Source organism: Dokdonia pacifica, from assembly GCF_900188275.1.
Classification (GTDB): Bacteria; Bacteroidota; Bacteroidia; order Flavobacteriales; family Flavobacteriaceae; genus Dokdonia; species Dokdonia pacifica.
Genome location: NZ_FZNY01000003.1, coordinates 128846 through 155602, shown reverse-complemented (window position 1 = coordinate 155602; position 26757 = coordinate 128846). Strand labels below are relative to the sequence as shown.

Below are 26757 nucleotides of genomic sequence, written 5' to 3'. Positions count from 1 at the left end.
ATTAAATAATCGTTCCAGAAGGAATCAAGGCTCCATTTTTAACCACCACAATACCATCTCGTACTACATAGGTATCGGTCTCTACATCTTCTAAATGTTTTCCTCCTGTAATACGCACATCATCTCCAATCTTTACATTCTTATCAATGATGCAATTGGTAATAAAACAACGATCTCCTATTCCTTCATGTGGTATTCCGTTTGCACGAGCAGCATCAATCTCTTCTAGATCTAAAAAGCGGTTGCTTCCCATAACATAGGAGTTTTCAATCACTGTTCCTTTTCCTACTCGAGAACGTATTCCTATTACAGAGTTTGCAATACGACTTCCGTGTATGATACTTCCTTCTGCGATGATTGATTTTTCTAATGTGGTTCCAGATATTTTTGTAGGTGGTAGTACACGTGGACGTGTTAAGATACTTTGATCTCTATTAAATAAGTTGAACTTAGGAATATCTGCCGTAAGATCTATATTAGCCTCAAAAAAAGAATCTATATTTCCTATGTCTGTCCAATATCCTTCATAGGCATAACTTAATACCTTATGATCATTGATAGATTGCGGAATAATCTCTTTTCCAAAATCCATGGTATCTGTATCTTCTAATAAGTCAACTAATAAGTCTTTATTAAAGATATAAATCCCCATAGAAGCTAGGTAATGCTTTCCTTGCTTTTTCATAGCTGGAGATACAGGTGACTTCCATTCTGGTAATAGTGTTGTATCTGGTTTTTCAATAAAAGAACCTATGGTTTGATCATCATTTGTTTTTAAAATTCCAAAGGATGTAGCATCTTTAGCATTTACAGGAAGTGAGGCTACACTAATTTTTGCTCCAGCTTCAATGTGTGCATCTAGCATTTTATTAAAGTCCATCTGATATAACTGATCTCCAGAAAGGATCAAAATATAATCAGATTCATATCCTTTAAAGTGATGCATGCTTTGACGAACAGCATCTGCGGTACCTTGAAACCAGCCTTTATTTTCAGGTGTTTGCTCTGCTGCAAGGATATCTACAAATGCATCAGAAAAATAGCTAAATTGATACGTATGTTTTATATGCTTGTTTAGTGACGCGGAGTTAAACTGCGTTAATACAAACATTCGTTTGATATTAGAATTGATACAATTAGAAATAGGAATATCTACCAAACGATATTTTCCAGCAATAGGCACTGCAGGTTTTGATCGCATTTTTGTAAGTGGATATAATCTTGATCCTTGTCCTCCTCCTAAGATAATAGCTAATACCTTTTTATTCATTTTATTCTATTTTAACTGATTATATAAAGATACATACATTTGAGCTGAGTTTTCCCAACTGTGCTCTAAATGCATCATTGTTTTTTGTATTTCTTTAAATTTTTTCTGATTTTCAAAATGTGTTACAGCCCTTCCAATACTATACACTACATCTTCTTCTGAAGTATGGTCGTGACATATACCAAAACCACCTTTTTCTCCAAGGTCAATTACAGTATCTTTTAATCCTCCCGTACGTCTTACTATAGGCATACATCCATAACGCAAAGAGTACATTTGATTGAGGCCACAAGGCTCTACTCGGCTAGGCATCAATAGAAAATCTGCTCCAGCATACACTTGATGCGACATACGTTCTTGATACCCTATGTAAGCATTATAGCGTCCTTTGTATTTTATAGCTAAGGTTTTAAGTTGCGATTCTACTTCTGGAGAACCTGAACCTAACAATATGATATTAATATCATAATCCTGTAATGCTTTGTCTATAATTGCTGGTAAGATATCGGCTCCTTTTTCCCATACTAATCGTCCTATAAAGCCAAAAAGAGGCTTGCTAGAATCCAATCCAAATTCTTCACACAATGCTTCTTTATTGGTCTTTCTACCAGACTGTCTTGTTCTGATAGTATAGTTTTTATGTAAATAGGTATCTGTAGCTGGATCCCATGTTTCGGCATCTATTCCATTAAGAATTCCAACACATTTATCGCTTTCATGATTTAACAACCATTCGAGTCCATTAGCTTTCTGCTTTAATTCTTCCATGTATGATGGAGAAACTGTATTTACTCGCCAAGCACATTTAATAGCCGCCGCAAGCGGATTAATCATTCCATCCCAGTCTAGCAGTCCTAGATCGCTTTCGCGAAAGCGTGGTAAAACACCTCCCATTTCATGAGAAAATTGTCCTTGATATTGTGCATTATGTATAGAGAGTACAGTTGGAATATCTTTGAGTGTTTCAAAAGGTTCACTACGACTCATCATAAAAGGAACAAGCCCTGTATGATGATCATGACAATGTACCACATCTGGCATGGCATCTTTACTCATAATCCACTGTAATGCGACTCTTTGAAATGCTACAAAACGTAGCGCATCGTCTTCATAACCATATACTTCTTTTCGATCTGTTAATTCTGCAATACGAACTAAAAACAATGGAAATCCTAATGAAGCATCATTTACAGAAAGTACTTCGGCAAAATATGTTTTTTGATCCATCACCAGATTATAGCAAAAATCAACGACTGCCGTTGCTTTTTTTACATATGCTGTTTCATAATATGGCATCAATACAGTAGCCTGATGACCAATTCTATTTTGATATTTAGGGAGTGCTCCTACAACATCTGCTAAACCGCCAACTTTAGCTATAGGGTAACACTCTGCACTAATGTGTATAATCTTCATGAATGGTGGTTAATAGGTATACAAGTTTATTAAATTAAAACAAATCTCTTGCTTTCCAAGCATTTATATGTAAAAATTACATTAAAATTTTATCAATATCACAGCAGTAGTATTTTTTAAAAAACTAAAAATCAAAACTTTAAAAACATTTACAACGTTATAGTTTCTGTTTAAAAAAATGCATTATCATATGTCATTTTAAAGTAGTTTTAACGACAAAAAAATCAATAAACCGTATTTTTACATAAAAAAAGAAATCATGATAAAACACTGCGCCATTGCTTTATTTACATTGCTACTTATTAGTTGCAATGGAAAAGCACAAGAAAAAGAGCCTGAAGTGTTTCCTGTTCAGAAAACAGATGCTGAATGGAAAGCAGAATTAACGGCAGATCAATATTATATATTACGTCAAGAAGGTACTGAACGTCCATTTTCAAGTAAACTAAATAAAAACTATTCTGAAGGCACCTATAAATGTGCTGGATGTGGTATTGCGCTATTTGAAGGAAAGCATAAATTTGATAGTGGTACAGGATGGCCAAGTTTTGACCGTCCTATAGGGGATAATGTTGCCTATTCTACAGATCGCAAATTAGGATATACAAGAACAGAAGAACACTGCGCAAATTGTGGCGGACATTTAGGACATGTATTTAGTGATGGCCCTAGAAATACAACAGGCAAGCGTCACTGCATTAATGGAGACGCATTGGTATTTGTACCTGAAGGAGAATAACAAGACTATTTTGTCGAGTGAAATTTAAAACTAACTTAAAAATATTTCCGCTGGAGTTTATGCTAAGCATAGTCGAAGTATGGAAATGACACTATTATGAAAAAATATCCTGTAGAAAAAACAGAAGCCGAATGGTTAGAGCAATTAGGGCCAGAACGTTATGCTATATTGCGTAAAAAAGGTACTGAGCGTCCATTTACAGGCGCGTATAATTTACATGCAGAAAATGGTGCTTATAATTGTGGTGCATGTAATGCTCAATTATTTGATAGTACTAGCAAGTTTGATAGTGGATGCGGATGGCCAAGTTTTGATGCTTCTATAGACGGTACGGTAGAGTATGTAAGAGATACAACTCATGGAATGATACGTACTGAAATATTATGTGCAAATTGTGGATCACATTTAGGGCATGTTTTCAATGATGGACCAACAGAAACAGGACAACGATACTGTGTAAACTCTGCTAGTATCGATTTTAAAGAGTAACATCTTTTTAAATATAACTACCTCGGAGTATTAAATCCTTTGGTGGAGCCAATAAAACAGTTAATTAGAATCCTGAAGAGACACTTCAGGATTTTAGTTTTAAGATATGGTGTTTAATATGTATTTTCGCACTGTAAAAATAGACCATAAAAAATCTAAATATGAGCAAGTATGATGTTATCGTTTTAGGGAGTGGCCCTGGCGGATATGTAACAGCTATTAGAGCTTCTCAACTGGGGTTAAAAACTGCAGTTGTAGAAAAAGAAAGCCTTGGAGGTGTATGTTTAAATTGGGGGTGTATCCCAACAAAAGCATTACTAAAAAGTGCGCAAGTATTTGAATACCTTAAACATGCAGAAGATTACGGTCTTAAAGTAGAAAATGCCGACAAAGATTTTGCAGCAGTTGTAAAACGTAGTCGTGGTGTAGCAGATGGAATGAGCAAAGGTGTTCAATTCCTTATGAAAAAGAATAAAATTGACGTTATTGAAGGGTATGGAAAAATTAAGCCTGGAAAGAAAGTAGACGTTGATGGTAAAGAATATAGTGCAGATCATATTATCATTGCTACGGGTGCTCGTTCTAGAGAACTTCCTAGTTTACCACAAGATGGTAAAACAGTAATAGGATACCGTGAGGCTATGACATTACCTGAACAACCTAAGAAAATGATCGTAGTAGGTTCTGGGGCAATTGGAGTAGAATTTGCTAGTTTTTACAATTCAATGGGAACAGAAGTGACTATTGTAGAATATATGCCTACTGTGGTACCTGTAGAAGATGAAGATGTTTCAAAACAGTTTGAACGTTCTATGAAAAAAGCAGGAATTAAGGTAATGACGAATAGTTCTGTTGAGAAGGTTGAAAAAACAGATAGTGGTGTAAAAGCTACAGTTAAAACTAAAAAAGGAGAAGAAACACTTGAAGCTGATATTGTACTTTCTGCTGTAGGAATTAAAACGAATATTGAAAATATAGGTCTTGAAGATGTTGGTATTGTTGTAGATCGTGATAAAATCATTGTAAATGATTGGTATCAAACAAATATGCCAGGATACTATGCTATAGGAGATGTTACTAAAGGTCCTGCTCTTGCACATGTTGCTTCTGCCGAAGGAATTACTTGTGTAGAAAAAATTGCTGGAATGCATGTAGAAGCTATTGACTATTCTAATATTCCTGGTTGTACGTATGCTACTCCAGAAATTGCAAGTGTGGGAATGACTGAAAAACAAGCCAAAGAAGCTGGTTACGAACTGAAAGTTGGTAAGTTTCCTTTTTCTGCTTCTGGAAAAGCGAGTGCTTCTGGAGCAAAAGATGGTTTTGTAAAAGTAATCTTTGATGCAAAATATGGAGAATGGTTAGGATGTCATATGATAGGAGCTGGCGTAACAGATATGATTGCAGAAGCTGTTTTAGGACGTAAACTAGAAACAACTGGACACGAAGTCTTAAAAACGATTCACCCACACCCTACTATGAGTGAGGCAGTAATGGAAGCTGTAGCCGATGCGTATGATGAAGTCATTCATTTATAATAGACAAAAACATATATCACAAAAAACCTCTACAAATACGTAGAGGTTTTTTTATATCTTTTTTTTCTTATACAGATAAACTATTTAAAGTCATATAAGAATTTACAAGATTAATTATTAGTTCGCACATTACCGATATTAAATGAAGGTACTGGTAAACGTAATCCAAAAAACCAATAAGGATCTCCCGTAAATACATTAACAGCAATACCAGATTGTACGTAATCATTTAGTATAGATACTACCACACCGGCTCCTAATTCAGGCACATCATCGCCATCAAAATCTGGAGCAGAAACATGAAGCCCTACCCCCCAATCAAGAAGTCTATTATAAGTAATGCTTTTCCTTCTTGCCTTTCTATCAAGAAAACCTTTGAAAATCACATTATAATAAGGTGCTAACTGAAATTGTGTTTCGACAGATGTTCTAGCTAATGGATCTGCAAAAATAACACCTACGGTTCCTTCTACATGTGGTAATACCCTAAACATGCTTATTTTACGATTTTCTGTATAAATAACACCATCCTTGCCAGTAACTTCTAACTTAAATGCTAATTGATCTCCATCTTTCCGAACTCCAGAATTAATTAAATCAAAAGTACTGGACTGTGGAAGTTTATCTAGTGTAAACTTATATACCTCTTCACTAAATTTTAAAGCTGCAAAGTCAAGTTTTTGACCATATAGAAATTGTTCGATTCTACTTGAAATTGTATTTTTAACTTTATTATATATTCCTGTATAATGCGTTTTTAATTCCGAAAATACCTCCTTAATTGATTCGATTTTAGTTCCAAAATCCCCAACGATTCCAGTTAAAGTAGTAGATACTGAATTAATTTTATCTAAAAGCAATTTACCCTCATTTTTAATATAGGTAATATCATTTTGCATATTAGATAAGAATGTACCTAAGGCTATATTTTCAGGATTTGACACAATAGATGTATAGAATTCTTTTCTACGAATGAGTTCTTCTTTAAGGTTTTTTATCATCATCTTAACCTCATCAATGTCAGACTTTAATGTATCAAAACTAGACTGTTCTGAAATATCAAGACCTATTTCTTTTACTTTTTCAATTTCCTCATCAATTTTATCTTGTATGGTTCTAATAGTTGCATCTATTATACCACGCATTTGGTCTAAGTGGTTCTTTGCTATACTCTTTATGATTTCATCTTCTTTACCTCTATTGTCTTTGGCTAGCTTTTGCAAATCTTCTAATTGTTCTAATTGTTCTGGAGAAGGTAATAGCTGCCATCTATCTACTTGAAAAGGGTCTTGGGGTTTTATATCGTCATAACCAGGAATGTTTAAAGGAGTCTGTCTTCCTCCAGCGACTATCCATCCTCCAAACTGTACATATACTCCATTTTTAGTAGCGATCTCTTCTACTTCTTTGGTAAGTTCATTTAAAACTTCTTCAGCTGCAAAATAAACCGATCCAAATGGACCTTTATCATCATATTTAAGTGTTAGATCTTCTATTCTATCATCTATATACGTGATATCATCAACTTTTTTAACTATTGTAGACAAATCATTAAAATATGCTTGTGTTCCCACTGCATCTCGTTCAAAAGTGTCAAAATCATATGAATTTATAAGAGTTTGTACTGCTTTTAGATTTTCTTCTCTATTTTTTAAAGCATTATGAAGCTCAGAAATTTTTTCTGATAATTCAGTGGGAAGTTCAGGATCCTTACTAATCTTTGAGGTTAAGAGTGTCTTATCTAAGGTTATATCCAGAACACTATTAATATCAACAATTTTGGTATTGATATAGGATTCTTTAATCTCTCCAGTTTCTTTATCAATAGATCGCCCGTCTTCATCTATCTCTCCAATGTTGATAATATGTTGTTCTTGTCCCTGTGATATAGAACTAATACATATAGCAATGATTGCTATATAAATCTTATAGTTAGTTTTCATAATTGATTATATCGTTAATTTGTTACACAGCATCTACTGCAAGAGCTTTACGCAAAATTCTATTGATATATCCACGTGGTTGATTTGGAAATTTAGATTTTAATACGATAGCGCCTATGGTATCTGTATTTACAGAAATAGAGAGAATTATATATTTAGTAAGATTATTCCACTCAATAGGTTCTCTTAACCTTGGATTTACCCGAAGTGACTTTAGCTTTTCTAAAATTAAACTTGGATCAGGTGCATGCACCACTCTAGCCAAATGATATGGATTGTCGTCAGGGTCGGTAGAATTTATTAATTCTTCAGACTTGGCTACAGCCGTGTCTGCAACAGAACCTTCTCCTAAAACAACCCATAAAACAACTGGCTTATTCATCCACGTTTCTAGAATTGAAGTTGCTTCAGAGACATTTGTTTTTGGTAAAACTATAGGTGGTATCATAGGCATACATTTTTAAGTTAACACATTAGTATCTAAAAGTATGCAAAAATACTTCTACATAAAAGAGAAGAAATACCTGATTTTGTTTTTATATTTATGTGGGTAATAAATCACAATACCAAAAAGCAGTGTCCCAATTCTTTTGCTCATCTTCATCTACAAAACAATTATCATCATCATTAGTGGCTTTATGATATCCTCGTAAAACCTTTTCTCCTATGGTAAAAGGAATTGGCTTTTTAAAGATAGGACCATCATAAACAAACGTATGAAACTCTCCATTTTCCCCACATACATCCACTGTATCTGGTAAGTCTTCTATAAAAGATGCATCAATGACTCTTCCACAAAATTGTTTATCTAAATGTTTTGCATTTACACAAACTGTAATCGCTTTAAATCCTAGATCAATAAATTCTTTAAGTAATGCTTTTGTATCCTTTTTCCATAAAGGGTATACGCCTTTTATACCTACTTCTGCTAATTGTTCATCTCGATACGCCCTTAAATCTTCTAAGAAAATATCGCCAAACACCCCATGAGTATATCCATCTTGTTTAAGCTGTGTAACTTCTGTGCGCATCGTATTAGAATAATCTTCCATGGTTACTTGCGCAGGAAATGCAATTTTATGAAGAGGTAATCCTATACTTTTTACTTGTTGTTCTAAAAGCTCTATACGCAATCCGTGCATAGACACACGTTCAAAATCTGAGTTTACCGTTGTAAGTAAGGTTGAGATTTTATACTCAGAGTCTGCTAATATCTTGTATAATGCAAGGCTAGAATCTTTGCCGCTACTCCAATTAAAATACGTTTTATGCATCTGTTTTATAAAAAGCTTTGAATAGCTAGATCATAGCTTTGTAAACCAAAACCTAAAATAACTCCTTTTGCATATTTTGATATATAGGATTGATGTCTAAATTCTTCTCTACCAAACGTATTGGAAATATGAACTTCTATAACAGGAATTTCAATAGCTCCTACAGCATCTCCTATACCTACAGAGGTATGTGTATATGCCGCAGCATTCAAAATGATTCCGTCATACATTGTATCAGCGTCTTGGATATGAGTGATCAGTTCTCCTTCTATATTAGATTGAACATAAGAAAGCTCAATATGGTTGTACTTGATTTGTAAATCTTTAAAATAATCTTCAAAAGATTTTCCTCCGTATATTTCAGGTTCTCTTTTTCCTAAGAGATTAAGATTTGGGCCATTAATAATACGTAGTTTCATCTGTTTTATGTTATTATTTTAAAAGTCAAATGCAATGCATATAGTAATCAATTGTATTACTATAAAACTTTTTAAATTTACTTATTTCATTAAGGTATACGCTTTCGCGAAAGCGTAAAAATACTACATTACAAAGCATAAAAAAAGTGCTTTCATAATGGAAAACACTTTTCTATATATTAAAACTTTTTAGTTAAAGAAGTATCCTACTGATAGTGAGAATACATTATTTCTTGAACGTATCCCTTGGGCATAATCTGTAAGACCAAGGCTATATCGGCTTTGAAAGAAAATTCCTTGTTCTAATGTATACTGTGCTCCAAAGGCTAAAGCAAGATCTATAGTTTCGACACTGGGTATCTCAAATGTACTGTTATCAGTTTCTGTTTCTGCGTTAATATTAAATCCTATTTGTGGTCCTCCTTGTAAACTAAAGTTATCTAAAACTTTATAATCTAACAAAACTGGTACATTAATGTAATCCAATTTTATAGTAGACTCAAATCCATTAACATTTGAATTAGCCCCTTGAGCAGAATACAAAAGCTCGGATTGAATCCCAATATTTTCAGAAAGTTCTATATTCACCACTCCTCCTAGATGGAAAGAAGTTCTTCCATTTATAGTTCCAGCTGCATTTTCAATATCTAAAGAAGCTAAATTGATACCTCCTTTAGCACCAAAATGAATGTTTTGCGCATTTACTCCCATAAGTGTTAAAACGCCAATTGCAACTGATAAAATGATTTTTCTCATAATTTAATTTCTTTAGTTAACTCAATTTTAAGCAATAACGAGTATTTAAAATCATTAGTATACTAATCAACTTTTAAGTTTACTTAGTAAAATATCCTAATAATGTAGTATTCTTCATGGCTATATTTTTAATTTGTGCACTAGATTTTATAGGATTCATTAGTTAAATCAAATAGAACAAGTATTTTTAGGTTACTCATTTTACTACAAGTTTAGGAGTAGTCACAAAAGAAAGTATTTTTACATGAACTGGAAAAATAGTATCATAGACTATAAGAATTACCTGCGTATTGAACGGGGACTTTCTGACAATACGATTTCTAATTATTCTAGAGATATCACAAAATTGATTCGATTTCTTGATCAACATCAAATAGACAAAAGCCCCATTTCAATTACAAAAGAAGAAATTCAAAAATTTATATATGATGTCGCAAAAGAAGTGCAACCTAGGTCACAGGCACGAATCATATCTGGGTTAAAAGGCTTTTTTAACTACCTCATCTTTGAAGATTATCGTGAAGATAATCCTACAGATCTAATTGAGCCTCCTAAAATAGGGCGCAAATTACCTGATACACTTTCTGAAGAAGAAATAGATCTTTTGATTGCTACTATTGATTTAGGACACCCACAGGGAGAACGCAATAGAGCTATGTTAGAATGTTTATATGCTTGCGGACTTCGTGTTTCTGAATTAATCAGTTTACAACTTTCTGATTTGTATTTTGAAGAAGGGTTTATTAGTGTGACAGGAAAAGGAGATAAACAGCGATTTGTACCTATAAGTACACATACCCAAAAATACATTAACCTTTATCGTAATGAAGTGCGCATACACACAGCTCCAAAACCAGAATACAGCAATACTTTATTTCTTAATCGTAGAGGACGACAATTAACACGGGCAATGGTATTTACTATTATCAAAGACTTGGCTGTCAAGGCTGGGATTCAAAAAACCATTAGTCCGCATACGTTTAGACATAGTTTTGCTACTCATTTATTACAAAATGGCGCAGATTTGCGGTCTATACAACAGATGTTAGGTCATGAGAGTATTACCACTACAGAGATTTATATGCACGTGGATAGGTCACAACTTTCTGAGGTATTACATAAATTTCATCCTAGAAGTAAGAACTAATAATAATTTCTAAACAGGATTATAATGACACTTCGAGCACTGTATAGGGCTGATTAACATCAATTAAGCGCACTACCTTCACATCTCTAGATTCTTGAGGAGTTCCGTACTCATCATATACTGTAAATTTCATGTAGGTAGGTGATCCGTCATCATCTGTAATTTTCCCATAATAAATAATATTAAAGGTCCATTTTCCTTTATCATCTTCGGTTAAGAAAAACTCTTCCATTTGAAAACCATCTCGTTTTTCTTGAGAAAGTCGTTGTGCAGCTGCTTTATCTGTATGTTCCCATGTAAAGAATCTTTTTTGAGGATTTACAATTTGCAAATCAAATTTTGCGTCCTGATGATTCCATTCTAAAACAATACGTTTTTTAAGTTTTTCAGGCTCTTTTAAGAATCGTGGTAAAATGGTACTTACATTAATGGCACTTTTATATTTTTTTATAAAGTTTTGATACTCCTTAATAAGGCTTTCTTCTATCCCAGATGCGTTTACTGCAATGTTTCCTTTACCTTCTACTATGTTCTGATAAATATTAAAAGCATTACTTACATCGCCATTTTCTGCATAGGAAAGTGCCAGATCACGATAGGATTGTATTTCTAAAGACCTAATCTTATTGATGTATTTATACGCCTCTAAAGCTTTCTTTTTATTCCCTATCTCATCCATTTTAAAAGCCATTGCTCTTAAAGCTGTTGCATCATTTTTGGCTATTTCAGATACATTAGAAAGTACTCGAGTAGTCATTTCTATATTATTCCATCCTTTAAAATAATCGGCAACATTGAGATAAAAACTAGGGGTACTACCATAGGTTTTACGTTGTATGAGATATTCTTCAAAAGCGGCATCTATTGTTTTATGCTTTTGCAAAGCTGCTATATATTCTGTTTTAGGAAGTGATTCTATTTCTATAGCCGTATCAGCATAGGTTGCTGTAGTTCCTTGAGGGGTATTATCTTTTTTGGTGACTTCTCCAGCTAGAGATGATTTTGTAGTAATTAATATAACGCCCCCTTTTCCTAGTGTTCCATATCTATTTGTAGCTGCAAGTCCTTTTAAATAAGATATGCTAGCAATATTATCAGGATTGATATTAGTTGTCACTCCTGTACTACCTGTGTTTCCAGAAAACTGTCCTGAATCTGTTTTAGATTGAGGCACCCCGTCTATCACCACAAGTCCAGTTTGATCCCCTAGAAGTGTCATGTTTTTATGTCTTCCTAAAAACTGAGATAAATCTACTCTAGTTTGAGCCGCATCATTAGCAATTTCTAAGCCTGCAAATTGTCCATTTACAGCTTGTTTTACATTGGTATCTATTTGAGATATTTCTTTATCTGTAATAGTCTCTACTGAATATCCTAATCTTTTTTTCTGAATTTTATGCTGTCCAAGATCTACTTCTTTTTCTTCGGTAGCTACCGCTTCATTTACTTTACTAGTAATCACCACTTCTTTAAGCACATCTCCTTGATCACTATAAATAATATTCAACGTACGTTGCTTCCCTACTCTAAATCGTCTAGAACGTTTTCCTACATACGACACTTCTAATACATTTTCCGGAAATGCCTCTATTGTATAAGCACCTTTACTATCTGTGGTAGTTTCTGTATCGCCTCCTACTATCTTAATAATAGCACCTTCTAATGCCTGACCTCCTCCTGAATTATTGTCTATCACTACCCCAGTAACCACAGTAGGTTGTCTATCTTTTTTACGTGCAAGTTTGTTTGTATTTGTAAGGCTTCCTACCGAATTTAATGCCAATTTCATAATAGAACGATTGGTATTATTAGTAATAATATGAACAGGAGCACTTGCTTTTTCAGGTAATTCAGAAGAAATACTTTCTCCATCTGTTGAGATGATAAAACGATCTGTTTGCAATGTAAAATCTAGAGATTCAAAAGAGACAGCACCATCATAAACTGTTCTTTGTAATTCTGCTTTTAAAGCATCCCAATTTCCATTTACAATTGTATAATCTTCTTCTAGAATAATTTCTGAACTAAAAGACACAAAATGAACAGCGGCTTCTTTATGTTTTTCAAAAAAGGTATCTAAATGTTCTAATTCTATATCGAGATTTCTATCCTGCATAGACAGTGATGCGTCCCAATAAAATATTATTTTCTCTTGTGCTTGGGTGGTGTGCGCTTTCGCGAAAGCGAATAACACAGCAATTACAACAATTAGATTTTTCATGATCGTATGGTTATTTAGTCTATAAGTATCAATGCTTCTTGTCTTCCAGAGACATATCTAAAGCCTTCTTCTCCCCAAAAACCTGCTTCTTCTAACATAATTCGAATATCTTTTTTCCAGGCAGGAATGGTAACGGTGGTATTAAGTTCTATAGCGTAGGCAGTATTTTCATAAAGTGGATAATCTCCTGTACCTACAACACCTCCTTGGCTATCCCACATTCCTATAGTAGGACCCGCAGAATGTCCATATAAACCTAATGGATGTGTATAAATTGCCGGTGAATACCGATCGTCTTTTCCTTCTTTTAATGCTTTTAACAAAATCTGATTTCCTGTGTTTCCTGTCTTAAAATTAGCAGTCAAAATGTCTTGTACGCTATTCCCATCTGCAAAGGCTTTCACAAGATAATCAGGTGCTTGCGTCTCATTATCTTGAAGTACATAGGCATGCTGCTGGCAATCGGTATTTAATCTTAAATAGGTGATTCCAAAATCACAATGTAGCAAGTCTCCTTTTTGAATAACCTTTCCTTCTGGTCTATTTGAAAAGGATTCGATATGGCTTACTAGTTTTTCATTACTACGCTGTATATCTACCGTAGGGTGAAACCAAGTCTCTAATCCCATATCTGTAACACGCTGTCTTAAATACCACACCACATCGTCTGTAGTTGTGGTACCTGGCGTAATTACTTTATTACTAAATGCATCTTTTATGATATCATGAGTAATATCTACAAGCTGTTCAAAATACATCATCTCTTTGGGTGTACGTGTTTCTATCCAGCCTATAGCTAGTTTTTCTGCCGATACAATTCTAGATGCATATCGAGATGGCAATGCTTCTAGAAACTCATTATAATCTGTACGAACAACACCATCGGCTAACCCGAAATAATCAGAATAATTGAGTGCAATTTTTTGAGGGTTACGTGCTTCTATAATCTGTGTCAAGGCCTTCCATTGGTCTGGTTCTTTTTCTTTATCCCAAGCAGACGTAATACTTTTACCAATATTATATCTAGCAACAGCTAGTTTTTCTATGGTATTTTTTTCTTGATCTCTATAAAAAACAAGTATCGTGCGTCTACGTGCATTAAGCCATGTAGAAGGTAACATTGTTTTTAATACTGGGTCTTCATTATATTCTCTAGAGATAATCACCCACATATCTATAGAAGCCCTATCCATAAGTTTTGGAAGTAATGTATTAAAACGGTCTTCCAAAATATCGTCTACAATCACTGCACGCTCTCGTTCTGATACTACTTGTGCTGTCATAGTATAGGATAGTAGTAGTATTAAAAAAGTATAGATTCTTGTCATTATAAATAGGTTTAATTGATCAATTAAAATTACGTAAAATAAAAAAGAGTGCCGTAAAGCACTCTCTAAATATCTATATAAAAAGGTTCTTATCCTTTTTTATTCTTTTTATTTCTTTTTTTCTTCTTGGCTTCTTTAGCTTCTTTCTTTTTCTCTTCAGCTCTATTACCAAACTGTTCTTCAATAAGTATTTGCTCTATCTGATCTTCTGTAAAGACTTCTTTAAGCGCTTTTTCAAATTTCTTTTGTTCGATATTGATTTGTTTTTGTTTATCCTCAAATTTTAAATCAGGATTATAATCTATATCTACGCGAGCTCTATAGTAATCTTTTAAATACGTACGTAACACTTCTTTTTCAAACACATCAATACCCAGTAGTTCTTTATAAAGCGTTGCTTTTTCGATACTCATTTTATTTACATCTGGCTTTTCAGGTTCTCCAGCATCAAGTTGTCTTGGTGGAGGAGAATATCCTCTTTGACCACGTTGAATATTACCTAAGTTTTGAGCTCCTACCGAAAGAGTTCCTAAAAAAAGAACAAGCGCTAAAACAATTGTACGTTTCATTTTAAAAATTTTTACAAAGATGCATCTTTTATTTGATTTTATTACTTTTCAAAAATGATGCCTAAAATTTTTAATCTTTAATTACTTCTAAAACTTCTGGTAAGATACTAAGTGCCGTAATCGCTATTGCTCCTCCTAATTTATAGGGTTGTCCAGCTTCTTTGCGTTCTTCTCTAGTCTTTTTTGTCTTTTTACTCTTACTCGCATTTGCTGTAATAGCTTGTGAAGAAATTTGATCATTCCGCATCATAATAACTTTATTTTCAGACCCCTCTACAAAATAATTTTTAGCAAATTGATATGCCATATCAATGCCGTCTTTATCTGCGTCTTGATTTTCAATGGTGTATATCTTTTGTAACTCTTGTAAAATATGAGTACTATTAGAAGCTTCTGTATACGACACTATGGTTGAGTTACTGCCTCCATAGGTGCCAATGGCAACTTTATCTCCTGGCTGTAATCTTTTAAGAAGTAATTGTACGCCTTGTTCTAGGAAAAAACGATTGTCTGATGATACTCCAGTAATATCTGTTTCTATTAATAAATAAATTTGTTGTGGCTCTTCATTAGGGTAAGCATCTGCAGCATGAGTAATAAGATCTTTCAATTTAATCACTGTAGTAGAAACTTCTTCTTGTGCACTTACTTGGATCATTACAAAAGTAAGTATTAGGCAAATTAAACGTGTTTTCATCTGTGTTCCATTTTAAATTCAATCCAAACCTATTGTATTAAGATGAATTCTAAAATGAACAATGAGGGAACCTCCTATAAGATTGAGGGATGTGTACTAAATATCTTTAGTTAAAGGTTTTAATATTTTAAATACCGTTTGTCCTCGTTGTAGTTTACCGTTTGCAGTGCGTTCAAATCTTGGGATAGAAAAAACGACTTTAGGAATTTCATATTTTTCAAAATCTGTTACGTCATATTCCGCTTTCGCGAAAGCAAACTCTTCCTCTTGTTCTACAAATAATGCCAGTTTTTCTCCCAAAGCATCATCTGGAATACCCGCCACAAAAAATGGCATCTGTATCATAGAAGACAATTTATATTCTATTTGCTCAGGATATAATTTGATTCCACCACTATTAATGACATTATCCACACGACCTAACCAAACAAATTTCTTATAGGTTTCAAGTTCAACAAGGTCATTTGTAATAACAGGATCACTACTTACCATCGGTGCTTTTATAACAAGGCAGCCTCTATCATCTGTATGAACACTTACTTTAGACAATGCTTTAAAAGGGATGATTCCTTCTCTTTTCTTCTTTGGATTCACACGTCTAGCGGCAATATGTGTTACCGTTTCTGTCATTCCGTAGGTTTCATAAATCTTGGTAGAAATCCCTTGTAGTTTCTTTTTTAATGTTTCAGAAATAGCCCCGCCACCCACAATAAGCTTTGATAGTAAATGTAATCTAGATAAAGAATTATCTAGTTGAAAAGGCGTCATTGCGCAAAAATCATAACGACGATATACATTATCTAAAGGATTAGATTTAGGCTGTGCCATATCTATATGCCATCCTAACACTAAAGCACGTACCAACATCATTTTGCCTGCAATAAACTCTGCTGGCAAGCAAAGAAGCGCTGTTGTTTTTTCCGGAAGTTTAAAATGCTTTGCCGTAGCTCTAGCACTATTAAACATATGAATTTTCTTAATTTTTATGGCCTTGGGAGCTCCTGTAGATCCTGAAGTTTTGACAGTTACATACGACTTGTCATTAAGCCAATCTAATAAAAAATTACCCACAGATTCTTCATAAGGCTCACCTTCTTTAATACACTCATAAGCTAAGGTTTTCAAAGAAGCTATTGTATAATGTATCCCATTCAGTTTAAATTTGGGATGCACGCGTATATATCGTTGCGGAGTTTTTACCATATTGACCCAAAATACAAGCTTTATATAAAGCTAAAGTTACCTAACTATGAGGTTATTATTAAGTTAACACTTCTTCTTTAGGAAGTATACGTCCTGAAAGTTTCTCTTTCCAGTTTGTCCATTTGTATTTTTTACCAAGAATAAGAAGGAAAATAGGATATATAATCAATACAGGAATCACAATCTCAAGTCCTGTTCCTGGTGAAGCAACTGTCTTATATATAGCATCGGTTTGTAATGCTGAATACTCAGCCGTAACAAGCGTTGCTGCCAAAAAGTTATTTCCAAAGTGAAATCCTAATGCCAATTCTAAACCATCATCCATTAAGGTCATAATACCCAATAGCAACCCAGTACCTATATAATACACCATAATAATAGGTCCCATTTCTGCTACTTCTGGATTGGCACTATGGAAAATTCCAAAAAGCACTGAGGTTAATAGTAAAGGAAACCAACGATTACGAACCATAATCCCTACTTGCTGCATCAAATAGCCCCTAAAAAGCCACTCTTCCAACCCTATTTGAAATGGAAAAAGAATAAGGCTTACTATAAATAAAATTGTAAATTTTAAAGGATCAAATTGCAATACATAATCTTCTGGAGAAAAATAATAAGCGATTGCAAAACTTCCCACGGTATAAATAACTACCAATGAACAGCTAAAGAAAACTCTTTTCAAATCTATTTTAGGTCTCGCGGTAGTAAGCGTAATAATATTTCTTCTGTGAAGCGCCCAAACTAATAAAAAGAGAACTAAAAGTATCGGAATAAAAATGGATAAATTAAGTCCTAATAGTACATTTTTATTAGGAATTAATTGAGACATTTTATCCATTTCTTCTTGAACATCAATATCAATAAAAATGAAAAAGAGAAGATTAAGAATAAAAATCCCCATAGTAATGATGGTCGTAATTACAAACTTCCACGTTTCATTTTCTCCTTTATAAGCTTGTTCTATAAACATAATGTATCTGTATTAAAATCCCAATCTAATTGATTATTATAGTGTAATGCCCCTTTTCTAACTTCTAAAGGTGCTTGAATATTATTAGTAAATAAACTGCCAGTACCTAGTCCTTGTGGTCCTTTTGCTTTTAAGTCATACGTCCATTGTGCAATGGCATTAAGACCTATATTACTTTCTAAGGCAGATGTGATCCACCATCCTATTCCTAGCGCTTCAGCTTGATCTATCCACTCCTCACTACCCTGATATCCTCCCACAAAACTGGGCTTTAATATAATGTATTGCGGCCGAATAATTTGTAGTAATTCACGCTTTTTTATTACATCCATCACCCCTATTAGTTCTTCATCAAGCGCAATAGGAGTAGGTGTTTCTTCACAAAGCCGTTTCATCTCTTCCCATTGGCCCACAGCAATGGGTTGTTCTATAGAATGAATCTCTAATGTAGCAAGTTCTTTTAAAACTTCTCTTGCTTTCGCGAAAGCGAACCCTCCATTAGCATCTACACGCACAGTTATTTTTGAAGCGTCATAGTGCTTACGAATAAAACGAAGTAAAGCCAATTCTTTATCAAAATCTATAGCACCGATCTTCATTTTGATACAGTCAAAACCAGCTTCTAATTTTTGTTCTATCTGCTCTTTCATAAATACCTCATCGCCCATCCACACTAAACCATTGATCGCAATAGCGTCTTTGTGTTGTGTAAACTCTGAAGGAAATAATACAAAAGGATCTTGCGCTTCTAGAGATAGAAAAGCCATCTCAACACCAAACTGAATACTCGGAAACTCTTTTAATTCCTCCCATAACATTTCTGGTCCTTTCTGAATATTTGCGCATGTCCATCGTAAACGCTCTTCATAATCTGGACGATCATCAAAACTTAATCCTCTTAAAATACCACACTCCCCTATGCCTGTTTTATTTCCATCTTTTATAACAATATACCAGGTTTCTTTAGTCTTTAAAATTCCTCTAGATGTGCCGCTAGCACGTTTAAACTTGAGAATATGTTTATGATAAGTAGCCTTCAAAAAAAGAATTTAAATTGTTATAGATAGTATAAAAAATAAGAGTGAAAGTAAAAACGTAGAAAGTGCTACTACTTTGAGTTGTGGATCTAAAGCGGCATGATCTTTTGTTTTTTGAACCTTTATAAAATGGCCAAGTAACGGCAAAAATGCTAGACAACTCATAAATAACATGGGTTTTGCATTAGAAAGAATCAAATAGGCAATCCAACTTAAAATACTAAAACCAAATAGCATATTATGGTACCGCAATGCGCCATTTTTTCCTAACATAACAGCGAGTGTATTCTTACCCACCTTTTGATCTTGTTCTCGATCTCGCATATTATTAAGATGCAACACTGTTGTAGACAATAGTCCTATAGTTGTTGCTCCTAAAAATTGATATAATGGTAATTTTTGTGCGTACAAAAAATAAGATCCCATCACTGCAACAAGTCCAAAAAATAAAAACACAAAAACATCGCCTAACCCTTTGTATCCATATGCGCTTTTTCCTACAGTATATTTAATGGCTGCTACAATAGCACTTATGCCTAAAAACATATAGATAAGTGATAAGAATAATTGATCTGCTCCAAAAGAAATATAAATCAAATAAATCACCACAACTGTAGTAAGTATCGCTGTTATTACAATGCCTTTTTTAAGGTCTGAAGCTGTTAATAATCCACTCTGCATGGCACGTGCGGGACCTACTCTATCTTCATTATCGGTTCCCTTCACACCATCACCATAATCATTTGCATAATTTGATAATACTTGAAACCCTAAGGTTGCTAATAATGCACAAATAAATATTTTCCAATCAAAAAAACCTGTGCGTTCCGCCATAGCGCCTCCTACTAGTATACCTGATATAGATAATGGCAAAGTGCGCAATCTAGAGGCTTGAATCCAAGCTTTTACAGATGACATAAATACGTTTTTAATATCCCAAAAATACTTATTTTCTTTTGCTTTGCGCGAAAAGAGATTGCTTTTTAAATGCAATTTAGTAGCTTAGCTTTTCAAATCAATCATCATGAAGAATTATACGCTCTATCCTTTATTTATTTTATTGTTTTTAGTATCAGCTTGTAAAGAAGAAAAAAAAGAAGATCCTACTCATGATATTTCAAAAAAAGAGGTTGTTACTACCCCTTTTTTATGGGAGGCATCAAATATGTACTTTTTATTAACCGATCGTTTTAATAATGGTGACCCTACAAATGACACTCATTTTGAGAGATCTGAAAAAACAGCTGTATTACGAGGATTTGAAGGTGGTGATTTGAAAGGAATTACCTCTAAGATTAAAGAAGGGTATTTTAAAGAACTAGGAGTAAATGCATTGTGGTTTACACCTGTTGTAGAGCAAGTACACGGAGCTGTAGATGAAGGCACTGGAGTTACCTATGGATATCATGGATATTGGGCCAAAGATTGGACACAGTTAGATCCAAACTTTGGAACTATGGATAACTTAAAAGAATTGATAGATCTAGCCCATGCTCAAGGAATACGTGTTGTAATGGATGTGGTGCTAAATCACACAGGACCAGTTACAGCACAAGATCCATTCTGGGGCACAGATTGGGCAAGAGAAGATCCTAATTGTGAATTTTCTACCTATGAAAATACAACTGCCTGTAGCCTTGTAGAAAACTTACCCGATATTCTTACAGAAAGTACTGCAGAAGTAGAACTTCCAGAACTTCTTGTTGAAAAATGGAAAGCAGAAGGCCGTTATGATCAAGAAATGCAAGAGCTTGCTACTTTTTTTACTGAAAACAATTATAAAAAAACTCCACGTAATTACATTATCAAGTGGCTTACTGATTATGTACGAGAATTAGGAATAGATGCATATCGTGTAGATACCGCAAAACATGTAGATGAAGCATCTTGGGTTGTATTAAGAGCGCAGGCAGATAAAGCATTTGCAACATACAAAAAAGCAAACCCAGACAAAGTACTAGACGATACTGATTTCTTTATGCTCGGAGAAGTTTATAATTACTCTGTAGATGGCGGTCGTGCTTTTGACTTTGGCGATGGAACTAAAGTAGATTATTTTGCTAATGGTTTTGATAACCTTATTAATTTCCAGTTTAAGTATGATGCACAAGGGGATTACAAAACACTTTTTGCAAAATATGATAGTATAAACAGAACATCTCATAAAGGGGTGAGTATTACAAATTATGCTACTTCCCATGATGATGGACAACCTTTTGATGTAAACAGAGAAAAAGCAAAAGAAACAGGTACTAAATTATTACTAACACCAGGTATATCTCAAATTTATTATGGAGATGAAAGCGCCCGAAGTCTTGTCATAGAAGGCACACAAGGAGATGCTACATTACGTAGTTATATGAACTGGGAGGATCAGAAAAACTCTCCAAAAACAAAAGAAGTATTAAAACATTGGAGAAAATTAGGTCAATTCAGAGCAAATCATCCAGCTATTGGTGCAGGAAAGCATACTGTTATAAATAATACGTCATATATCTTTAGTCGTCATCTTACTGTTGGAGAATATACAGATCACGTGATTGTGGGTCTTAACCTTCCCTTTGGAAAGAAAGAATTTAAGGTTGATAAAGCTTTCGCGAAAGCAGAATACCTTATAGAAACCTACTCAAAACAGAAAGTAAGGGTTATCGATGGAAAAGTAAGTTTTAGCTCTCCATTTGATATTGCCTTATTAGAAATGGGAAAATAGAGTTAACCATCTACTTCCTGAAGAAAAGAAGCCATTACTTCGCGCACTCCTAATTCTAATGTAGGGTTTGTAATTGTTTGTGAGGCACTATCAAAATTTTCTTGAAAGGAAGGGAAACTAAAACTTTCTACAACAACACCTCCCATATGTGGTAATGATCCTTTAGCATAATCTAATGCATTTTTACCTCCTCTAGCACCAGGAGATGTACTTAGTAATAAAATCTTTTTTCCACTTAAAAAGTTTCTATCTACACGAGATAACCAATCTAAAATATTTTTAAAGAAAGCCGAAACAGTTCCATTATGCTCATTTACAGATATAATAACCCCATCATTTTCAGAAATTTTATTCTTAAGAATCGTCACGTCAACAGGAAAACCTTGCTCAGTTTCTATATCAATAGAATACATAGGAATATCAAAATCAGTAAGTTTTATAACAGAAGTAGAAGCACTTGTAATTTGATTTGCTAAATATTCTATTAATTGGGCATTGATAGAATTCTTACTGTTACTTCCTGCAAAAGCAATAATTTTTTTCATGTAATGTATAATTTAAAAAGGATATTAAAGATACAGTATTAAAACAAAAAAGGATAGCTTATAGCTACCCTTTTCTATTTATATGATATGTTTGTTTTACAGACTAAATGTAAGTGTTCCTACAATAGCTGTATTATTTCTTTGAATTGCTGCTTGACTCGTAAGTCCCGTATTAAATAATGCTTGGTTACGATCTTGTTCTGAAAGATCTACAGCTAGGTCAAACTTTACATTTCCCCAATTATAACCAACTCCCGCAGAATAACCTGTTAAATCACCTACCGTTTCTCCATCTTGATAAGGGCTCTCTTGAAAACGATATCCTGCACGTAAACTCCATTCTTTAATACGATATTCACCCCCTACTCTAAAAGTAGAAGCTCCTTTTAATGTATTTTCAATTTGTTGATTTAAATCTTGAAAGAAAGCATCATTGGTAGGTCTAAACGTAAGATTAGAAAAATCTGAATACGAGTAATCAAAACTAATGAGTCCTTGTTTCCCAAAAAGATACGCTAAACTTCCTGAATATCTCCCTGGCACTCTTAATTCATAATCTTGAAAAATATTTGTTACTCTAGGATTAATTGAAGTTGTAAAATCACCATCAATATCACTTCCTACTGTAGAAACACGTTGCGTGCCTTCTTCTGATATCGTATACCAAGTAGGAGAATCATAGGTAAGTCCTAAACGTACGTTTTGATGTAATTTTGCTATGGTACCTAACTGGAAAGAAAAACCATTAGAGATGGTACGTAAACTATTTTGAAAACGTACTTCATTGATAAGGCTTCCTTCGTTATCATTAAACTCTACTAATTCTGTAGATTCTGTATAATCTGCAAAATGAGAGTTTAGATTAAATCCAAAAGATAGTCTTTCTTCATACTGTGCTCCTACATTAAAGGACGCTTTACTGTTATACCCTTCTGATATAAATGAATATCGTTGATCAAATTCATTTCCAACAATATTAGGTGTGTATACTGTATTATTAGGATCATTAATATCAACTGGATCTATTATAAAAGATTGGAAACCTAAAAATGCTTGTTGTGCTCCAAACCCTTCTTGTTCTCCTAAAAATTGATATAAACTTGTGATACTTTCGCCGCTTTGTAATTGTAATAAATCCAATGGAACTCCTTGTGCAAAATCAGCAAAGTAGTTAGCTATAGAAATATCTCCAATACCAGATGCGAAAAATTGATCATCTAAATTTGCAGAGCGATCATAATTAAAAGCTAATGCTATTTTATTCCATTTTGAACTTGGATTTCCTTCAATGATAAATACCCCTCCTGCTTGACTAAAAGAAACATCTTCATCAGAAGTATTGTTTGTAGTTCCAAAATAATTCACATCGCTATCATAACTATCTACGGCTAATGTAAATGACGTAGTACCTCTTGTAAATATGGCACTACTTGCTGGATTAATACCTATAGCACTTAGATCTCCTCCTAATGCTCCGAAAGCTCCTCCTAATGCTCTAAAGCGAGCTGTACCTGTAATATCTGTAGTTCCTAATCGTAAGGCATCTGTTATGTTTTGAGCATAAGATGTCAGTGTCACACTCATAAGTGCAACGAGTATATATACTTTTTTCATGATTAAATATCTAGCTAAGTATTTCTTGAATAAATTTTAAAAGCGTCTATTTATCCTCTTCTTCCTCCTCCACGTGATCCACCTCTTGAAGCTCCTGAAGATCTTGAAGAACTGCTTCCTCTTGAGAAACCGCTACTTCTTGAACTACTACTTCTTGAAGAAGATGGTCTAGAATATGATGGTCTAGATCTTGAACTACTAGGTCTTGCAGATGGTCTTGTTGCTGGACGACCAGCTGGTCTTGCAGAACCTTGAGGACGTGTACCGCTTGGACGCGCACTACCGCTTGGTCTTGAATTTCCTCCTCTAGAATAGCTAGGGCGACTATTTCCACTAGGTCTAGAAGCTGACGATGGACGATTACCTCCACCTCTACTATAACTAGGTCTATTTGAATTTGCGCTTCCGCGAGAAACACCATCTCTATAATTACTTCCTGTTCCTCTACTAGATGTAGTTCTAGGTTGTGTTGTACCTCTATTTCTTGAAAAAGTTGCTCTAGATCTATTACCTCGACTAGCTAATGCATTTCTAGTTGCTGCTCTTCTAGCATCTCTTTGTGCTACTGCTGATCTTGAAGTTCTTCTACCATTGTGATATGCTACAGCGTTTCTTCCTCTATTATATCTACTACCATATGCAAAGTTGTTATTGAAACCTCCAAAGCCGAAACCGTTTCCATATCCAAAGCAGTAATATGGGTTATAAAAGTTTCCAAAACCAAAGTATGGGTTAAAGAAACCTCCAAATCTAGGTCCCCAGAAGCCTCCCCAATAAGGATTACCCCAGTAACCACCTCCCCAGTATGCATTGCCCCAGTAGCCTCCGCCCCAGAAACCGCCTCCCCAGAAAGGAGTATTATTATATACATTTACAATAGTAGTTTCTGTCTCATCTCCCCAAGCACCGCGATTAGTATCATACCCATCGCCTTCTACATACTGTGCATCTTCTTCTGAAGAATAAGAATCTACATCTGTAAATATTGCATCTTCTTCAATAAGATCTTCTAGCGCTTCTGCTTCTTCTTCAAAATAATTTTTATAAACCAAATCTTTAGCGCTTAGACTATCGGTTTCTTTTTCTTGTGTTGCTGCAGTATCATTACCATTATATATACCATCATCGTCATATACTGCTTGTGAAGAACTACAAGAGAAAAGGGTTATTGCTGCCAACCCAGAAAAAAGGAAGGTTTTTAGAGTGATTTTAAGAGTAGAAGAAAGTTGCATATCTCTAAAGTGTTTAATTGTTGTTCGTACTAAAAATAACTAATTTTGTATTAATTATTATTTGTCTAATATAGTCACAAATTTTGTGCCAAAATAACCTTTTATGGGGAAGAACTTAACAAAAAGAAGCGAAGATTACTCAAAATGGTATAATGAACTTGTTGTAAAAGCTGATCTTGCAGAGAATTCTGCTGTACGTGGATGCATGGTCATCAAACCATACGGATTTGCTATCTGGGAGAAAATGCAAGCAGAGCTTGATAGAATGTTTAAAGAGACTGGACATCAAAATGCATACTTCCCTCTTTTTGTTCCTAAAAGTCTTTTTGAAGCTGAAGAAAAAAATGCAGAAGGATTTGCAAAAGAGTGTGCTGTTGTTACTCACTATAGACTTAAAACAGATCCTGATAATGAAGGAAAACTTATTGTAGACCCTGAAGCAAAACTTCAAGAAGAACTTGTTGTAAGACCAACAAGTGAAGCTATTATATGGAATACCTATAAAGGATGGATACAATCATATCGAGATTTACCATTATTAATAAACCAATGGGCAAATGTTGTACGTTGGGAAATGCGTACACGTTTATTCTTGCGTACAGCAGAGTTTTTATGGCAAGAAGGTCACACTGCGCATGCTACAAAAGAGGAAGCTGTAGCAGAAGCTGATTTAATGAATAATGTATACGCAACGTTTGTAGAGAATTTTCTAGCAGTACCAGTCATTAAAGGTTTAAAAACAGAAAGTGAACGTTTTGCTGGAGCTGACGAAACATTTTGCATTGAAGCATTAATGCAAGATGGTAAAGCACTGCAAGCAGGAACATCACATTTCTTAGGGCAAAATTTCGCGAAAGCATTTGATGTAAAGTTTGCAACAAAAGAAGGGAAACAAGAACATGTATGGGCTACATCTTGGGGAGTGTCTACACGCCTTATGGGTGCACTTATCATGACCCATAGTGATGATCAGGGACTTGTACTACCTCCAAACTTAGCACCTTACCAAGTGGTGATTGTCCCTATTTATAGGAATCAAGAACAATTAGATGCTATCTCCCAAGTAGCTAATGAAATTGTTAATGACTTAAGACTTCACAATGTGACTGTTAAGTTTGATGATAGAGATACTCATAAACCAGGTTGGAAATTTAATGAGTATGAATTAAAAGGAGTGCCACTCAGAATTGGAATAGGTCCAAAAGATTTAGAAAAACGAACTGTAGAGCTTGCCAGAAGAGATACACTTACAAAAGAGTTTGTCGCAAAAGAGGATGTTGTTGACACTGTAGTGCAGCTTCTAAAAGATATTCAAGAAAACTTATATAATAAAGCGAAAGCATATAGAGATACCCATATTACAGAAGTACAAAACTTTGATGAATTTAAAGATATATTAGAATCTAAGGGAGGATTTATAAGTGCTCATTGGGATGGAACTGCTGAGACTGAAAATAAAATCAAAGAGCTTACTAAAGCTACCATACGATGCATTCCATTAGACAATCCAAAAGAAGATGGAAGCTGTGTTTATAGTGGTGCACCATCTACTCAAAGAGTACTATTTGCAAAGGCATATTAAATATTTTAAAAAAAGTTCAATTTAGACTTGTGTCATGTGAAAATAGTTGTATTTT

24 protein-coding genes are annotated in these 26757 nt (G+C 34.2%); 6 read left to right on the top strand and 18 right to left on the bottom strand.

The features are described 5' to 3' along the window. Nucleotide 1: 1 nt before the first annotated feature. Nucleotides 2-1270 (bottom strand): glucose-1-phosphate adenylyltransferase, encoded by a 1269-nt coding sequence (locus CHB80_RS10715; RefSeq protein ID WP_089371467.1) that lies wholly within the window; start codon nucleotides 1268-1270, stop codon nucleotides 2-4. A 6-nt stretch (nucleotides 1271-1276) separates the two neighbouring features. Beyond that, nucleotides 1277-2686, bottom strand: coding sequence for a glycogen synthase (locus CHB80_RS10710; protein ID WP_089371466.1), 1410 nt, complete (start codon nucleotides 2684-2686; stop codon nucleotides 1277-1279). A 259-nt stretch (nucleotides 2687-2945) separates the two neighbouring features. On the opposite strand from CHB80_RS10710, the gene msrB (CHB80_RS10705) reads away from it, so the two are divergent. From msrB (CHB80_RS10705) to lpdA, 3 genes are all read left to right on the top strand, one after another. After that, entirely contained in the window at nucleotides 2946-3425 is a 480-nt protein-coding gene (gene msrB, locus CHB80_RS10705) for a peptide-methionine (R)-S-oxide reductase MsrB (protein ID WP_089371465.1), read from the top strand. A 96-nt stretch (nucleotides 3426-3521) separates the two neighbouring features. After that, nucleotides 3522-3914, top strand: coding sequence for a peptide-methionine (R)-S-oxide reductase MsrB (gene msrB / locus CHB80_RS10700; RefSeq protein ID WP_089371464.1), 393 nt, complete (start codon nucleotides 3522-3524; stop codon nucleotides 3912-3914). Nucleotides 3915-4075: 161 nt separating this feature from the next. Continuing rightward, nucleotides 4076-5452: a dihydrolipoyl dehydrogenase gene (gene lpdA, locus CHB80_RS10695; RefSeq protein ID WP_089371463.1), complete on the top strand. Its 1377-nt coding sequence runs from the start codon at nucleotides 4076-4078 to the stop codon at nucleotides 5450-5452. A 110-nt stretch (nucleotides 5453-5562) separates the two neighbouring features. Here lpdA and CHB80_RS10690 read toward each other — a convergent pair whose 3' ends face one another. The 5 genes from CHB80_RS10690 to CHB80_RS10670 form a co-directional block, all read right to left on the bottom strand. Further along, complete coding sequence (locus tag CHB80_RS10690; protein ID WP_089371462.1) at nucleotides 5563-7395, bottom strand: hypothetical protein; 1833 nt, start codon at nucleotides 7393-7395, stop codon at nucleotides 5563-5565. A 22-nt stretch (nucleotides 7396-7417) separates the two neighbouring features. Next, complete coding sequence (locus CHB80_RS10685) at nucleotides 7418-7843, bottom strand: hypothetical protein (protein ID WP_143337104.1); 426 nt, start codon at nucleotides 7841-7843, stop codon at nucleotides 7418-7420. A gap of 94 nt (nucleotides 7844-7937) precedes the next feature. Further along, on the bottom strand, nucleotides 7938-8669 hold the full coding sequence (locus CHB80_RS10680; RefSeq protein WP_089371460.1) for a Dph6-related ATP pyrophosphatase: 732 nt from the start codon (nucleotides 8667-8669) through the stop codon (nucleotides 7938-7940). Between the two features lie 5 nt (nucleotides 8670-8674). Further along, nucleotides 8675-9088: a type II 3-dehydroquinate dehydratase gene (gene aroQ, locus CHB80_RS10675; protein WP_089371459.1), complete on the bottom strand. Its 414-nt coding sequence runs from the start codon at nucleotides 9086-9088 to the stop codon at nucleotides 8675-8677. A gap of 189 nt (nucleotides 9089-9277) precedes the next feature. Beyond that, nucleotides 9278-9844, bottom strand: a complete 567-nt coding sequence (locus CHB80_RS10670) for a porin family protein (RefSeq protein WP_089371458.1) — start codon at nucleotides 9842-9844, stop codon at nucleotides 9278-9280. 244 nt (nucleotides 9845-10088) lie between these two features. Here CHB80_RS10670 and xerD point away from each other — a divergent pair, with 244 nt between their 5' ends. Further along, nucleotides 10089-10991 carry a site-specific tyrosine recombinase XerD gene (gene xerD, locus CHB80_RS10665; RefSeq protein ID WP_089371457.1) on the top strand — a complete coding sequence of 301 codons (903 nt, stop codon included), beginning with the start codon at nucleotides 10089-10091 and terminating at the stop codon, nucleotides 10989-10991. A 19-nt stretch (nucleotides 10992-11010) separates the two neighbouring features. Here xerD and CHB80_RS10660 read toward each other — a convergent pair whose 3' ends face one another. The 8 genes from CHB80_RS10660 to menA all read right to left on the bottom strand — a co-directional run bounded on the left by CHB80_RS10660 (nucleotide 11011) and on the right by menA (nucleotide 19937). Next, nucleotides 11011-13212: a carboxypeptidase-like regulatory domain-containing protein gene (locus CHB80_RS10660; RefSeq protein WP_089371456.1), complete on the bottom strand. Its 2202-nt coding sequence runs from the start codon at nucleotides 13210-13212 to the stop codon at nucleotides 11011-11013. A gap of 14 nt (nucleotides 13213-13226) precedes the next feature. After that, complete coding sequence (locus CHB80_RS10655; RefSeq protein ID WP_089371455.1) at nucleotides 13227-14540, bottom strand: M24 family metallopeptidase; 1314 nt, start codon at nucleotides 14538-14540, stop codon at nucleotides 13227-13229. A gap of 89 nt (nucleotides 14541-14629) precedes the next feature. Next, the gene (locus tag CHB80_RS10650) at nucleotides 14630-15109 is read right to left on the bottom strand and encodes a hypothetical protein (RefSeq protein ID WP_089371454.1); all 480 of its coding nucleotides are present in this window, start codon (nucleotides 15107-15109) and stop codon (nucleotides 14630-14632) included. 70 nt (nucleotides 15110-15179) lie between these two features. Then, nucleotides 15180-15806 (bottom strand): vWA domain-containing protein, encoded by a 627-nt coding sequence (locus CHB80_RS10645; RefSeq protein WP_143337103.1) that lies wholly within the window; start codon nucleotides 15804-15806, stop codon nucleotides 15180-15182. Between the two features lie 96 nt (nucleotides 15807-15902). Continuing rightward, on the bottom strand, nucleotides 15903-16931 hold the full coding sequence (locus tag CHB80_RS10640) for an AMP-binding protein (RefSeq protein WP_308489032.1): 1029 nt from the start codon (nucleotides 16929-16931) through the stop codon (nucleotides 15903-15905). Nucleotides 16932-17067: 136 nt separating this feature from the next. Continuing rightward, the gene (locus CHB80_RS10635; RefSeq protein ID WP_089371451.1) at nucleotides 17068-17982 is read right to left on the bottom strand and encodes a CPBP family intramembrane glutamic endopeptidase; all 915 of its coding nucleotides are present in this window, start codon (nucleotides 17980-17982) and stop codon (nucleotides 17068-17070) included. Further along, complete coding sequence (gene menC / locus CHB80_RS10630; protein ID WP_089371450.1) at nucleotides 17973-19022, bottom strand: o-succinylbenzoate synthase; 1050 nt, start codon at nucleotides 19020-19022, stop codon at nucleotides 17973-17975. The genes CHB80_RS10635 and menC overlap by 10 nt, the downstream gene beginning before the upstream one ends. A gap of 9 nt (nucleotides 19023-19031) precedes the next feature. After that, nucleotides 19032-19937: a 1,4-dihydroxy-2-naphthoate octaprenyltransferase gene (gene menA, locus CHB80_RS10625; protein ID WP_089371807.1), complete on the bottom strand. Its 906-nt coding sequence runs from the start codon at nucleotides 19935-19937 to the stop codon at nucleotides 19032-19034. Nucleotides 19938-20043: 106 nt separating this feature from the next. Here menA and CHB80_RS10620 point away from each other — a divergent pair, with 106 nt between their 5' ends. Then, nucleotides 20044-21729, top strand: a complete 1686-nt coding sequence (locus tag CHB80_RS10620) for an alpha-amylase family glycosyl hydrolase (RefSeq protein WP_089371449.1) — start codon at nucleotides 20044-20046, stop codon at nucleotides 21727-21729. A 2-nt stretch (nucleotides 21730-21731) separates the two neighbouring features. Here CHB80_RS10620 and CHB80_RS10615 read toward each other — a convergent pair whose 3' ends face one another. The 3 genes from CHB80_RS10615 to CHB80_RS10605 all read right to left on the bottom strand — a co-directional run bounded on the left by CHB80_RS10615 (nucleotide 21732) and on the right by CHB80_RS10605 (nucleotide 25120). Continuing rightward, complete coding sequence (locus CHB80_RS10615; protein ID WP_089371448.1) at nucleotides 21732-22274, bottom strand: NADPH-dependent FMN reductase; 543 nt, start codon at nucleotides 22272-22274, stop codon at nucleotides 21732-21734. A gap of 96 nt (nucleotides 22275-22370) precedes the next feature. After that, complete coding sequence (locus CHB80_RS10610) at nucleotides 22371-23888, bottom strand: OmpP1/FadL family transporter (protein WP_089371447.1); 1518 nt, start codon at nucleotides 23886-23888, stop codon at nucleotides 22371-22373. Between the two features lie 50 nt (nucleotides 23889-23938). Then, nucleotides 23939-25120 (bottom strand): hypothetical protein, encoded by a 1182-nt coding sequence (locus CHB80_RS10605; RefSeq protein WP_089371446.1) that lies wholly within the window; start codon nucleotides 25118-25120, stop codon nucleotides 23939-23941. Between the two features lie 103 nt (nucleotides 25121-25223). Here CHB80_RS10605 and proS point away from each other — a divergent pair, with 103 nt between their 5' ends. Next, complete coding sequence (proS, locus tag CHB80_RS10600) at nucleotides 25224-26702, top strand: proline--tRNA ligase (protein ID WP_089371445.1); 1479 nt, start codon at nucleotides 25224-25226, stop codon at nucleotides 26700-26702. The last annotated feature ends 55 nt before the right edge of the window (nucleotides 26703-26757 follow it).

Bases quoted from the DNA above. Each gene is read 5' to 3' on its own strand.
- CHB80_RS10610 (WP_089371447.1), bottom strand. From the start codon at position 23,888: ATGAAAAAAGTATATATACTCGTTGCACTTATGAGTGTGACACTGACA.
- CHB80_RS10650 (WP_089371454.1), bottom strand. From the start codon at position 15,109: ATGAAACGTACAATTGTTTTAGCGCTTGTTCTTTTTTTAGGAACTCTT.
- msrB (WP_089371464.1), top strand. From the start codon at position 3,522: ATGAAAAAATATCCTGTAGAAAAAACAGAAGCCGAATGGTTAGAGCAA.
- CHB80_RS10680 (WP_089371460.1), bottom strand. From the start codon at position 8,669: ATGCATAAAACGTATTTTAATTGGAGTAGCGGCAAAGATTCTAGCCTT.
- CHB80_RS10670 (WP_089371458.1), bottom strand. From the start codon at position 9,844: ATGAGAAAAATCATTTTATCAGTTGCAATTGGCGTTTTAACACTTATG.
- CHB80_RS10690 (WP_089371462.1), bottom strand. From the start codon at position 7,395: ATGAAAACTAACTATAAGATTTATATAGCAATCATTGCTATATGTATT.
- CHB80_RS10605 (WP_089371446.1), bottom strand. From the start codon at position 25,120: ATGCAACTTTCTTCTACTCTTAAAATCACTCTAAAAACCTTCCTTTTT.
- proS (WP_089371445.1), top strand. From the start codon at position 25,224: ATGGGGAAGAACTTAACAAAAAGAAGCGAAGATTACTCAAAATGGTAT.
- menA (WP_089371807.1), bottom strand. From the start codon at position 19,937: ATGTCATCTGTAAAAGCTTGGATTCAAGCCTCTAGATTGCGCACTTTG.
- msrB (WP_089371465.1), top strand. From the start codon at position 2,946: ATGATAAAACACTGCGCCATTGCTTTATTTACATTGCTACTTATTAGT.
- lpdA (WP_089371463.1), top strand. From the start codon at position 4,076: ATGAGCAAGTATGATGTTATCGTTTTAGGGAGTGGCCCTGGCGGATAT.
- CHB80_RS10620 (WP_089371449.1), top strand. From the start codon at position 20,044: ATGAAGAATTATACGCTCTATCCTTTATTTATTTTATTGTTTTTAGTA.
- CHB80_RS10655 (WP_089371455.1), bottom strand. From the start codon at position 14,540: ATGACAAGAATCTATACTTTTTTAATACTACTACTATCCTATACTATG.
- CHB80_RS10645 (WP_143337103.1), bottom strand. From the start codon at position 15,806: ATGAAAACACGTTTAATTTGCCTAATACTTACTTTTGTAATGATCCAA.
- CHB80_RS10685 (WP_143337104.1), bottom strand. From the start codon at position 7,843: ATGATACCACCTATAGTTTTACCAAAAACAAATGTCTCTGAAGCAACT.
- CHB80_RS10715 (WP_089371467.1), bottom strand. From the start codon at position 1,270: ATGAATAAAAAGGTATTAGCTATTATCTTAGGAGGAGGACAAGGATCA.
- CHB80_RS10710 (WP_089371466.1), bottom strand. From the start codon at position 2,686: ATGAAGATTATACACATTAGTGCAGAGTGTTACCCTATAGCTAAAGTT.
- aroQ (WP_089371459.1), bottom strand. From the start codon at position 9,088: ATGAAACTACGTATTATTAATGGCCCAAATCTTAATCTCTTAGGAAAA.
- CHB80_RS10660 (WP_089371456.1), bottom strand. From the start codon at position 13,212: ATGAAAAATCTAATTGTTGTAATTGCTGTGTTATTCGCTTTCGCGAAA.
- xerD (WP_089371457.1), top strand. From the start codon at position 10,089: ATGAACTGGAAAAATAGTATCATAGACTATAAGAATTACCTGCGTATT.
- CHB80_RS10635 (WP_089371451.1), bottom strand. From the start codon at position 17,982: ATGTTTATAGAACAAGCTTATAAAGGAGAAAATGAAACGTGGAAGTTT.
- CHB80_RS10615 (WP_089371448.1), bottom strand. From the start codon at position 22,274: ATGAAAAAAATTATTGCTTTTGCAGGAAGTAACAGTAAGAATTCTATC.